We start from the raw sequence: 12,804 nt of genomic DNA on the forward strand, positions 1-12,804 counted from the left end.
CCCCGTTCGCCGCAGGGGCATACTCGGCCAAAAGCCATGCTCCTGGCATTGCTTCGCCACGCTTCTGAAGGAGAGGTTGCTTGCAGGGAATGCCGGGACCGCCGCTTTTTGTCCGCATGGGCGTGTAGGATATGATGCGAAGACGTTGAACGGAGGGCCATGTCCATCCAAATCGATCGCATTCCCTTGTCGGTACAGCTCGGCGCGGAAGAGCTGAGGGCGCTTGAGGGGTTATTGGAGAGCTCTGGCCGCGTGACGCTTATCGTGCCCGATTTCAGCGTGCGCGACGCGTGTCGCCGCGCGCTTGCCGATGCCGGTTGCGGCGTTGGCATCGATGTTACGACTCCCGACGGATGGATTCAGTCGCTGTGGGAGCTTATGGGCGACGGCGGGCGCATCGTATCGGGCGCGCAGCGCCGTTTGCTCGCGACCCGTTCCCTTCTATGCGACCGCGAAGAAGGGAGCATGCGGGGCGAGGGGGCCGCTTCCGTGGGGAGCGCGTGTGGCGAGGGGACGGCCTTCGCGGGGGGTGCGCAGGGCGAGGTTTCAGCTCCTGCGGAGTATGCGGCGGAGGACTTCTGCACCCCCGGCATGATCAAGATGATCGCCCGCGCGGCGCGCCTCTATCTTCCTTACATCGAACGTCGCGCCGATCGTGCGACCTGCTCGGCTTCTGAGCGGCGTATCGTTCGCGCCCTCGAGCGCTACGCTCGCTCTCTGCAAGATTTGGGGCTTATCGAAGGGTCTTCGGCTGCGGCCGTGCTTTCCGAGGGGCTTGCGGAGCGCCTGCCGGCCTGCGCGGGCGCCGTTGTGCTGCGCGGCGTCCACGAACTCCCGGAATATCTGCTTGAGCTCATCGGTGCCGTTGCTTCGGGCGGAACGGTGCGCATAGTGCTCGAGCTCGAGGCGGCAGCCGAGGCCGAGGCGCTCGCCCAGAGGTTCGGCGTTGCCGCCCACGGCGTGGCAGCTCTAGCCCAGCTGAGTGCGGGGGACGCCTCGCGCCCCGGTATCCCCTTGCGATTCGCTGAGGTCTGCGGGCCCTCGGCGCGCGAGGCGGCGTACGGCCTGATCGTCTCTGCAGCGGCACGCGAGGCAAGAGGCGCCGAGAGCGCCTGTCCTGCGCCCGCCGTGGCGGTTGCCGCTCCCGATCCCGCCGGCATGTTCCGTGACCTTGCTCCGCGTCTTGCTGCTCAGGGGATTGCGTCCTCGCTCGAGGTCCGGCTGGCGTTTCGCGATACGCGCGCCGGCCAGGCCGTCGCGGCGCTCTCCGATTTTCTCGAGCGCGTGAACGGCGAGGAGGCGAGTGCGTGGTGGCCTGCTCCCGAGATTCCCGACTGGATTCGCTCTCCGTTTTCGGGCCTTGCCTCGGGTGCGCCCCGTATCGCCCGCATGCTCGATACGCGCCTGCGCAAGACGCGCAGCCTCACCAAGAAAACGCTCATGCGCGAACTCGATAGCCTCCAGAGCCGTGAGCTCAATCGCGAGCGCGAGCTTGCGGAGCGCAGCGGGCGCGAGCGGCGGCCCATCGCGGTCAAAGCCGTTGTCGATGCGCTCGACGACGGCGCATACTCTCGCGCGTTCCAGCTCATGGCGGCATGCGCTTCGTCGGCGCCTCTTGCCGCCTTTGGGACGGAGGGGCTCGCCGCCAAGCAGATGGAGCTCGCGGCGCTCGAGGCTGCCCAGGCTTTCATGGACGAGGCGCGCGAGCTCGGCGTCGCTGAGTCTCAGGCGTACCTTGCCTTGCCCGAGCTTACCGTCCGCTATGCGCAGCAGTTGGCTCCGCGGAGCTCCGAGGGCGAATGCCCGGACGGTTCATGTGCTTCACAGACGCAGCCGACCGTGGCTTTTCGGTCGCTGGATGCGCTGGCGTCCTCTACCCCCGCATCGAGTGCGGTCGCATTCCTGCTCGATGCGGATGCTTCGTCCTATCCTTTGGCGGAGCGCGATACGCCCTTGACGCTGCTTGCCGAGAAATTGGGGTGCGCTGGCATCTCCGCGCAGCCCGCTGAGCGCCAACGCGTGCGGTTCCGTCATGCCGCGGAATCCGCTCAGGTTGCCGTATTCGGCTATGTTGCGAACGACCGGCAAGCGGAGGAGCGCTACCCGGCGCTCGTCTATGCCGAGGCCAAGGCTGCGGCGGGCGAGAGGGGGCAAGGTGCCTGCGTGCTCGGCCTTCCCCTTGCCATCGAGGGCGCTGCGGCCGCGCTTGACGGGTCGCCTGCTCCGTGCGCCGCTGCCATACGCGCGCTCGACGCGCTTGATTGCACGCTGGGCAAGCTGCCCAACGAGGGGGCTTTGTTTGCCAATCTCGACCTCGCCGGGGGCGTGGGCGCCCGCCGCGATGCAGTTGGCGCAGCGGGCGAGCATTCCTTAGCTCCAGAGCTCAACCGCTTCCTGCTTTTGCCCGAGCGGAGCCTCGGCTCGCGCACGGTGCCGCGCACGCTTTCCGCCTCTCAGATCGAGAACTACCTGGCGTGCCCCTACCGCTGGCTCGTGAGCAACCGCGCCGCCACCCGGCGCCTCGATGTGGGCTTCGGCCCCATCGAGATGGGTAACTTCGTGCACGATGTCATGCAGCGCTTCCACGAGCGGCTCATCGACGAGGGCCTCATGCGCGTGCGGCCTGAGACCGTGGACGCCTGCCTCATCCAGATGGACCAGGCGTTCATCGAGATACGTGCGGACCACCTGCGCGGCAAGTACACGCATGGGAAATATGCGCGCGAAGAGCGGCCCCGCGCCATTCGCGGGCCGCTTGTCCCGCTCGACCAACTCGAGCGCAACCGGCTGGACGCAATGCTTTCCAAGCTGCATGAAGTCGTGCGCTACGAGGCGGACATGCTCTCCATCTTCACTCCCTCGCAGTTTGAGTATTCCTTCGACAAAGAGGGCGTGACCTATGCGGGCCGTGCGCTCGGCGGTCGCATCGACCGAATCGACACGGCAGAGGATGCCGGGTTCGGGGAGCGCTTCGTGGTGATCGATTACAAGAACCGAGCCTCCGTGCGCGAGCTTGGATGCCCCGATCCCACCATGATGCTCGACGAAGGGGAAGAGCTGCCGCAGGGATGGCTGCCGGGCCGCGACGCGGATCGCGCCCCCAAGGTCCAGACCCTTATCTATGCCCAAGCCCTGGAACACCTGGGGGCGGGTTCGGCGCAGGGTGCCGTCTACTTCGCAACGCGCGGTCCCGAGGTCGCCGGCGCGGTGGCAGATTCCCTTACCGCCTCTGAGCCCCCGGCCTTCCCGCACGATGCCGTCTCGGGCTATCCCGGCGTCAAGCCCCCGCGTTCGCGTACCGCGAAGCACGATGGCTTCCTCAAGTTCAAGACGCTGCTCGATACGGTGGAGGAAGGGGTTGCCCGTGAGCTCGATGCGCTCGAGGCGGGCGCCATCGCCCCGCGCCCCGCAGCCGACTCCTGTTCGTTCTGTCCGCTCACGATGTGCGAAAAGAGGCGCTGATGGCACGGGTAACCCTTGAGGCAAAGCAGGAGCGCATCGTGCGCACGCTCGAAGGGCCGCTCTTCGTTTCGGCGGGCGCCGGTTCCGGCAAGACCTTCACGCTCACCCAGCGCGTGCTCTATGCGCTCAAGCCGGGCTCCAAGCCGCGCGACCAATGGGCAGATCCCGATCGGCCCGAAGCCTTTCTCGATAGCATCGACCAGGTGCTTGCCATCACGTTCACGGACAAGGCGGCGACCGAGCTCAAGGAGCGCATCCGTTCAGCGCTTCGCGAGGAGGGCCTCGATGCCGAGGCCGAGAAGGTCGATAATGCGTGGATTTCAACCATCCATGGCATGTGCTCGCGCATCATCCGGGCCCATGCGCTCGATCTTGGCGTCGACCCCGCTTTCACGGTCGCGGGCTATGCAGACGATCTCAAGCGCCTCGCCGTCGAGCACGTGCTGAGGCGCGTGACGGCGGAAGATGTCGGCGGCACAGGGCCCTTCGACGAGCTGCTCGAGGCATTTGAACTTGAGTCGCAAGATGGGTCGATGAGCCTTTCGAGCTTGCTCTCCATCCTCGTTGCCACCCTCTCGAAGGTGTCGACGCTCATCGGTGGGCTTGAGGCGTTCGAGCAGGTGAAGGCGCATCCGTCGCATATCGATCTGTATGAAGCCTATCGAGATATTGCCGACACCCCGTCCTATGCGAATTGCGCCGCAGCGCGCTCTGCCGTCGAGGCGCTCGACGCCTATCTCGCATCCCCGCGCGATCTGTCGGCGCTCCGTGCTTGCTACGCCGCATGCGGCGAGCTCTCCAAGCAGGTGCGCGGCATGGGCAAAGACGAGAAGAGCTTCGTCGATGCGGTCCGTTCGGCGCGTCCGGCATTTTTCGCCGAATCCTACCTCGCCCTGCGTGCGGGCGCACTCGATGAGCTCATGCCGCTCGCGGCAGAGGTCGATGCCGAATATCGCGCGCTCAAACATGATCGGTCGGTGCTCGATAACGACGACCTGCTCACGCTCGCCTACGAGGCGCTCAAGAACGACCCGCGCGTGCAGGCTGAGTTTTCCGGCAAGTTCAAGATGGTGATGGTCGACGAGTTCCAAGATACCGCCCAGCAGCAGGTGGAGCTCGTGAGCCTGCTCTGCAGCCCCGATGCGCGCGAGCTCTGCACGGTGGGCGATGCCCAGCAGTCCATCTACCGGTTCCGCGGCGCAGATGTCTCGGTGTTCCGAAATAAGAAGGGCGATATCGAGGCCTCGGGCAACGGCACCGTGTGCAGTCTCGATGTCAATTACCGCAGCCATGCGGACATCCTCTCCTATGCCGACCGCATCTTCGGGGGCGAGGGCGCAAACCCGCTTGGCAGGGACTTCCTGCACCTCGACTCCTGCGGTGAGGAAACGCGCCGCGGCGCGCGCACGGTGGGCCCGGGCACCTCTCGTCGGCAGGCGGTCCTCGTGTGCGGCGGCACCGCCGACACGCGCGCCGAGGCGAAAGCGGCGGCGGTGGCAGCGCGTCTTAAGCGGTTGCACGACGAAGAGGGTTTCGCCCCGAGCGACATGGTCATTCTCATGGCTCGCCTCACCAAGGCGAGCACGTACGCCCAGGCGGTGCGCGCCGCGGGCATGCCCTGCGTGGTCTCGGGCGGCACCTCGGTGTTCCGCAGGGCGCCCGAGGTGGGGGTCATCGGTGCGTTCCTCGCGTTTCTCGCCAATCCCGACGATGGTGAAAACGGCATCACGCCGCTTGTCACCTCGCCGATGTTCAACCTGGGCGCGACTGAGCTTTTGGCGCTGTCCACCTGTGTTAATGCCGAGACGGGCATAACCGACACGCGCTCCATTACCGGCGAGGTGCTCTTGCTCGCTCCCATCATGGAGGAATTCGGGCAGCTGCCCGTGCTCGACCGCATGCGCGAGGTGCTGCTGCGCGCCGCCTCGCGAGCCGGCCGCGACCGCACGTCCGAGATCGTGCGCGATGCGGTGGCGGATTCGGGCTGGCTCGACCGCCTGGAGAAGGGCGGCGCCCAGGAGCATGCCGTGGCGGCGAACGTGCTCAAGGCGCTCGCGATCGTGGCGGAAGAGGAGGAGGGCCGCGCCTTCGCCCCGCGCCTCGTCGCACGGGCCTTCGCGGACCACATCGCCCACGTCAAAGAATCTCCCGCAGCGCTTTCCGGAGCGGGTGAGGACGCGGTGCGCATCATGACGGTACATGCTTCGAAGGGGCTCGAGTTCCCGGTGGTCGCGGTGGCTGAGTGCGACGGCATCCGATCGAACGGCGATCGCATCCAGTTCTGCGACCGCGCCGGCACGACGCTTTGGTCGGCGCTGCCCAACCGCTTCGAACCTGCCTCGGACAAAGACTTGCTCAAGTTGCCCGCGCTCGATTCTGGTGAAGACGCCGCGCCGGCGGGGGAGGGCGCTGTGCCTTCCCGTGCCTCGGAGGCATTCGTCTTCATGCGGGATGAGCGTAACGCCCTGGACTACGAGGAGGCGGCGCGCCTCCTGTACGTCGCCATCACGCGAGCTCGCGAGGTCGCCATCCTCGCGATGGGCGCCGGCGCCGCTACAGAGCTCGAGCCGGGGCATGGCACGTCGCTCGTGGGCGAGGTGCTCGCGCGCATTCTTCCGAGCGACGCCGAGAACGGCGGCCTGCCCGACCTCGGTGCCGACCGGCTCGATTTCGACGACGCCCATGCCGGTGATTTCCAGATGGTGCTACTCGACGATCTCAAGTATCCCTCGAAGAGCGGCGGTGCCAAGCGTCCGCAGCTTGTGTTCCATGCTGAGGATTACCCGCTGGGAACGGCCGGCGTCGAGCCTGTTGGCATGGACACCGGTGGCGGTACCGGCGGTAGCGCGGCGCTCGATGAGGGCTCTTGCCCCATGAGCGCCCCCGAACCCGCAACGCGCGAGGTGCTGCTGGTGCGGCCGGCAACGGTCGATGCCGCGACGCTCCCGCTTCAGCCGGTCGCTCGAGATTCCTACAGCTATACCTCGATGGCTGCCGAGCTTCATGAGGAGGGGGAGGACCGCTTCTCGGCAGCGCCGGTAGAGGCGGCGGGCGAAGATGAGTTCTCGCTTGGCGAGCCGGGCGCGCAGTTCCCTGATGGCGAGCAGGACGATGCGGCCGGTGAGGCGACCTCGCGCCGTCCCCATGGTTCTGAGCCCGCTTCTTCGGACGACCCCACCGCCCTGGGTTCTGCGTTTCACGCGGCAGCTCAATGGCTTATCGAGACGGGTGCAGATAGCGTGCCGGTCGAGCGCATCGAAGCTCTTGTGCGCTATTGGGGCGTGAGCCCGGCCCAACGTGAACGCCTCGCGACGGCACTTGCTCGCTGGGAGGGCTCGCGGGTCCGTGCCGAGTTGCTCTCCTGGCCGCAGGTTCGCGCCGAGGTGCCGTTCTTCAGCCTTGGCATGGATGAGGCGCGCGAGCGCTTCGGCGCGTACGCCGAGGGCGCCATCGACGCTCTCGCTACCGATCCGGCGCGCCCCGGCGAGGCGCTCGTCATCGACTACAAGACGGGTGGCAGAGCGAACGAGACAGCCGAGCAGCTCCAGAGGAAGCACGAGCTTCAGGCGCGTGTGTATGCCGACGTGCTGCACCGCGCCGGCTTCTCGCGCGTTGCCCTCGCTTTCGTCCGCGTCGAGATTGAAGATCCCGCCCACGCCGGAGAGCCTCAGGTGGTAAGGTACGAGCAATAGGGAATGCGCGCCGTGCCTGGGGCTTCCGGCGCGCGGCCGAGACAGCTGAAAGGTTGCCATGCAGATCACACGCACACTCTCGATCACGGCCGAGGAATTCTTCGATCAGATCGAGCAATCGATTCTCGCAGACATCAAGGAGGCCACGGGGAAAGACATCTCGCGCGCCAAGCTCAACGGCTTCAAGTACAAGAAGCGTGCGCGTGGCGGCGGCAAGGGCGGCACGCCCATGGACGTGAAGGTCAAGCACTACCGCTACCCTGAGCTCTATGAGGTTCGGTTCACCTATGCCACCGGTGTGAACACCCTGCGCTACCAGGTTATCGAGGTGGGCGACGGCTCGCTCACCATCGAATACGCGGAGGAGCTCGAGGCCCGCGGCGGGTCCGACAAGGGCATCAGGGGCACCATCAACCGCAAGCTCTACGATGCCCGCATTCGCCGTCGGGCCGTGAAGACGCTCAAGGCTATCGAAGAGATGGCGGTGCGCGACCGCAAGGCGCGTGAGAACAACCCCAAGCTCGTTGAGCTCGAAGATGGCCCCGAGGCGGATACCGAGGGTGAGGAGCAAGCGGAATAGGCATCGTGCGTTCCCCTGCCACCCCCCCTGCTCAGCTAACGGGCGCAAAATCGCAGAAAAGCGGGGGTATAAAAAGCGATTTCTCGCGAAAAGCTGCCCGCAAGTGCAAGGAGTGCGTTATGAGGGCGAGCGCCGCACAGGGAGCCGTCCCTACGCACCATCTATCGAACACGCTGTGGTGCTTCCGAGCATCGCACAATTGTTCGAAATCGTGTCCGCCCCGTGCGGTAGAATCGGGTTCCGGAATCGGATGGCCAATATCGCACCGCACCCGTACCACGCCTGCGCCTGTGCCGCTTCCGCATCAAGCATGTTCGTCGTACCAGCACATACCTAAGGAGATGCACCGTGGCCTTCGTTCACCTTCACAACCATTCTGAATATTCCATGCTCGACGGCGCAACCCGCGTGAGCGACATGGTCAACCGCGCGGTCGAGCTCGGTATGCCCGCCGTGGCGCTCACCGACCATGGGTACATGTACGGTATCCCGGAGCTCGGTCTCGCATGCGACGCGGTGAACAACGCCGCGCTCGATTTCAAGCAGTGGAAGCACGACAAGACCGCCTTCGCCGAGGGGGATTTCGGCGAGGCGCCCGAGGACGACAAGGCACGCGCCCAATGGGAGCGCGACCGCGCCGCATGGGAGGCCGAGGGTTCGCTCGAGGGCACCAAGCCCGATCCGGTCATCAAGCCCATCTTCGGCTGTGAGGTCTATTTCACCCCAGACGAGACGCTTTCGCGCGACCGCAAGCCCGAGCTCTACCATATGATCCTCATTGCCCGGAACGAGACTGGCTACGTGAACCTCATGCAGACGGTCTCCGAGGCCGCAACGCAGGGATTCTATTACAAGCCCCGTGTGACCCTCGACAATCTGCGCCGCCATCGCGAGGGGCTCATCGCCACCTCGGCATGCATCGCGGGCATCATCCCCACGTGCATCGATCGCAACCAGCTCGACGAGGCCATCCGGTGGGCGGAAACCTTCCGTGATACCTTTGAGCCGGGGAACTTCTACATCGAGATCCAAGACCACGGCATCACCACCGACCGAGGCCTTACCGACGAGCAGCTTTCCCGGCAGCTCATCGACATCGCCAAGCAGGTGGGCGTCAAGGTCATAGCTACCAACGACTTCCATTACCTCACGCGCGAGGACGCTCCGGTGCAGGACATCATGATGTGCATCGGCATGAACTCCAAGGTAGACGACCCCAACCGCATGCGCATGCATGGCAGTGAGTTCTACATGAAGACCGAAGAGGAGATGCGCGCGCTCTTCCCGTACTGCCCGGAGGCATGTGACAACACGATTGAAATTGCCGAGAAATGCGACGTCCAGCTTGAGTGGGGAAAGATCATCCTCCCGCGCTACCCGTTGCTAGACCCCGGTGAGACGCACGAGAGCCAGTTCCGTCGCGAGTGCGAGGAAGGCCTCGCCAAGCGCTATGGAGAGGACTGGGAGACCAGGGTCATAAACGGCATCTCCGTGAAAGAGCGCTTCGAATTCGAATACAAGGTCATCTGCGACAAGGGCTTCGCCGCGTACTTCCTCATCGTGGCCGAATACGTACGCTGGGCCAAGCAGAACGGCATCGGCGTGGGCCCGGGCCGTGGCAGCGCCGCCGGCGCTATCGTGGCCTATGCCATGGACATCACCACCTTCGATCCCCTCGAGAACGGCCTCATGTTCGAGCGATTCCTCTCGCCCGAGCGTACCGAGATGCCCGATATCGATATGGACTTCGACGATGAGCGGCGGCTCGAGGTAATCGAGCACGTCCGCCAGCTGTACGGCCCCGAGAAGGTCACGCACGTCATCACCTACTCGACCATCAAGGCGAAGCAGGCGATCAACGACGCTGCCCGCGTGCTCGACTATCCGGTGTATGTGGGCCAGCGGCTCTCCAAGATGATTTCGAGCGACCCCAAGGTCAAGCTCAAGCAGGTGCTCAACAAGGTCGAGGGGCATGAGGAGAACTTCAACCCCGATTTTGCCGAGGCGTATGCCAAAGATCCGGATGCGCACCGCATCATCGATTCGGCGCTCTCCATCGAGGGCCTCACGCGTGGCGAGGGCGTGCATGCGTGCGCCGTGCTCATCTGCCGCGACCCGGTGAACGAGCACGTGCCCACCAAGCTCGACACCAAGGGCGGCGTGGAGATTACCCAGTACGAAGGCCATACGGTCGCCGACATGGGCCTCCTCAAGATGGACTTCCTGGGACTGCGCACGCTCACGGTCATCTCTAAGGCGAAGGCCAACATAAAGGCCAACCATGGCATCGATATCGATGTGGACAAGATCCCCTTCGACGACCCGGAGATCTTCAAGCTCATGCAGGGCGGCCATACCGCCGGCGTTTTCCAGGTCGAATCTGCCGGCATGACGGCTACCATCAAGAACATGAAGCCCACGGAATACAAGCACGTGGTCGCATTGATCGCCCTGTACCGCCCGGGCCCCCTGGGTGCTGGCATGGTAGCCAGCTACATCAACCGCATGAACGGCAAAGAGCCTGCCGTCTCGTACGATCCGCGCCTTGACGATATCCTGGGCGAGACCTATGGCACCATGGTCTACCAGGAGCAGGTCATGAACATCTCGGTCGAGATGTGCGGCTTCTCCAAAGGCGAATCGGACTCCCGTATCCGCAAGCCCGTGGCCAAGAAGAAGATCAAGATGCTCACCGAGCAGGTCTTCAGCTGGGAAGACGGGCACGAGGAGACCATCTACGACCACTGGATGAACGGCGCCGAGCGGAACGGCTACAAGCGTCAGACGGCCCAGCGCATCTGGGACGACGTGCTCGAGTTCGCATCCTACGCGTTCAATAAGTCGCATTCCGCCGGCTATGCCATTCTCGTCATGCAGACGGCCTGGTTGAAGGCACATTATCCGCATGAATACATGGCGGCCGTGCTCACCTCGTATACCGGCAAGACCGAGAAGATCACGCATTACGTGAGCGCCTGCCGCCACGACGGCATCCCGGTGCTGCCGCCAGACGTGAACGAATCGGGTAAGGAATTCACGGCAACGGCGGAGGGCGTTCGCTTCGGCCTCGCGGGCATCCGCGGCGTGGGCGAGGGCGTGGCCCAGGCAATCATCGACGAGCGCACGCGCGGCGGCGCGTTCAAGAACCTGCACGATTTCGTCGACCGCGTCGACTCGAGCCAGGCGAACCGCCGCGTAATCGAGGCGCTTATCAAGTCCGGCGCCTTCGACTCCACGGGCTACACGCGTCGCCAGCTCATGAGTTTCGTTGATAAGGGCAACCCGGAGAACATCATCGATGCAGCCGCCAAGCGCCAGAAGGACCGCGCGAAGGGGCAGATGTCGTTCTTCGACATGTTCGGCGATGTTGACGGTTCCGGCTTCGAGGTCGCGGTACCCGAGCCCGACGGCCAGGAATGGGACCGCCACATGAAGCTCTCGGCTGAGCGCGACGTGCTCGGCATCTATGTCTCGGACCATCCGTTGCGCCCGTATGAATACGCGCTCTCCAAGGCGCGCGAGTTCACGCTCACGCAGATCGACACCGGCGTCGACCGGCGTGTGCCCGGCAGCGATACGACGGTGCACCAAGAGATCCCCGAGGGCAAGCCCTATTGGTTTGCGGGCATGGTCGCCGAGGTTTCTAAGCGCGTGACCAAGAATGGCGACCCTATGGCCATCGTGCGCCTGGAGGACATGGAAGGCGAGGCGACCATCGTCATCTTCCCCAAGACGTATAAGGAGTGCGAGGGCTTCCTGTATGGCGAGACGGATCCCGAAACGGGTGCGGTGCTCTCGGATGCCTTCATTCGCGTGCGGGGAAAAATCGAGCGGAGCGACCGCAGCGACCAGATTATCGCGCAGGAAGTGCTGCCGCTCGAGCTGAACGACGAGGTCAACCGGCCCAAGGTGCTGGAGATCATGATTCCAAGCGCCCGCTTTAGCCAGGGGAGCATGGCGCGCCTCGCTGCGGTGCTCACCACCAACCCGGGTGGCGACCGCGTCGAGATCTTCGTGGAGCAAAGCGACGGCCAAACGATGCGCGCCGAGATTCCCACGCGCGTGAATGCAAAGTCCATCCCGCTCATCGCCGAGACGAAGGCCATCGTGGGCGAGCGCGGCCGCGTGACGGTCATCTAGGTACCCCGGCCCCGAGCTGCTATGCGGTTCGGGGCCGTTCGCATAGCGAGGTGGATGGACGGCGCGCTATCTCAGGGAGGATAGTGAGCGAGACGAAGTGTTCGACCGTTGCTTCGGGGCCGCTCGCCTTGGGATTTTGAGCGTTCGCCGGATTGATGCCGCTGCAAGTGGCGATGTGCCTGCGAAAGGCGTGCGCAGCTGGGTACAACAGTCCTAATCGCAGCGCTTGAGGCGTTGCTGCGGCGTAAACAACACAGACGAATACGCAGGAGGCTGGCCATGGCTGACGCTCGCTACGACGATTTTGATGCGATTGAAGTGCTCGATGAGGTCGACTCCACAAACGAGGAGCTCATGAAGCGCGCCCGCGCCGGCGCTCCCGAGGGGACGGCTCTTCGCGCGCGCGTGCAGCAATCGGGCAGAGGGCGCAGATCGCATGGGTGGACATCGCCCGAAGGCGGGTTGTACCTCTCGGTGCTCATCAAACCCAAGGTGCCGGACCGGGTGTTATCGGGCCTTCCCGTGGCATGCGGCATTGGCGTGGCAAACGCCCTAGAGCAGATTGGGTGCGAGGGCGTGCAGCTCAAGTGGCCAAACGACGTCGTGACGCCCAAGGGTAAGCTCGGAGGCATCCTTGTGGAGCTCGGTCGGTCGTCCGGTGAGAAGCTCGCGGTATGCGGTCTTGGCATCAACTATGAGTCCATCAAGATGGAATGGCGCGACCCGAATGCGTTGCCCATCGCGGGCCTTGTCGACTGCATGCCCGAAGGATCAGAGGCGCCGTCGCTCGATGAGCTTGCCGAGGTGATACGTGCCTCGATACTCGAGGCGGTGGCGATGTGGACCGAGGGTGTTGGCAAAGCGGGGAGCGCCGCTGCGCCCCTTACCGGCATCAAGGACGTCTACAACGAGCTCCTTGCCTATGCTGGC

5 protein-coding genes are annotated in these 12,804 nt (G+C 64.6%); all 5 read left to right on the top strand.

Features of this window, described 5'->3' with window-relative positions; translation table 11 throughout:
* The first annotated feature begins 159 nt into the window (after window positions 1-159).
* Window positions 160-3,462 carry a PD-(D/E)XK nuclease family protein gene (locus HGEM_RS03100; RefSeq protein WP_019127942.1) on the top strand — a complete coding sequence of 1,101 codons (3,303 nt, stop codon included), beginning with the start codon at window positions 160-162 and terminating at the stop codon, window positions 3,460-3,462.
* Complete coding sequence (locus tag HGEM_RS03105) at window positions 3,462-7,154, top strand: UvrD-helicase domain-containing protein (protein ID WP_019127943.1); 3,693 nt, start codon at window positions 3,462-3,464, stop codon at window positions 7,152-7,154. Before HGEM_RS03100 ends, HGEM_RS03105 begins: the two co-directional genes overlap by 1 nt.
* A 58-nt stretch (window positions 7,155-7,212) precedes the next feature.
* Window positions 7,213-7,734 (top strand): DUF3284 domain-containing protein, encoded by a 522-nt coding sequence (locus HGEM_RS03110; protein ID WP_019127944.1) that lies wholly within the window; start codon window positions 7,213-7,215, stop codon window positions 7,732-7,734.
* Between the two features lie 348 nt (window positions 7,735-8,082).
* Window positions 8,083-11,874, top strand: a complete 3,792-nt coding sequence (gene dnaE, locus HGEM_RS03115) for a DNA polymerase III subunit alpha (RefSeq protein WP_019127945.1) — start codon at window positions 8,083-8,085, stop codon at window positions 11,872-11,874.
* A gap of 279 nt (window positions 11,875-12,153) precedes the next feature.
* On the top strand, window positions 12,154-12,804 hold a 651-nt coding region (locus HGEM_RS03120; RefSeq protein WP_019127946.1), incomplete at its 3' end, for a biotin--[acetyl-CoA-carboxylase] ligase.

This window comes from Enorma massiliensis phI (assembly GCF_000311845.1).
GTDB lineage: Bacteria > Actinomycetota > Coriobacteriia > Coriobacteriales > Coriobacteriaceae > Enorma > Enorma massiliensis.

Excerpts from the sequence above, each read along its gene's own strand:
- HGEM_RS03100 (WP_019127942.1), top strand. The coding sequence starts at position 160 with ATGTCCATCCAAATCGATCGCATTCCCTTGTCGGTACAGCTCGGCGCG.
- HGEM_RS03105 (WP_019127943.1), top strand. The coding sequence starts at position 3,462 with ATGGCACGGGTAACCCTTGAGGCAAAGCAGGAGCGCATCGTGCGCACG.
- HGEM_RS03110 (WP_019127944.1), top strand. The coding sequence starts at position 7,213 with ATGCAGATCACACGCACACTCTCGATCACGGCCGAGGAATTCTTCGAT.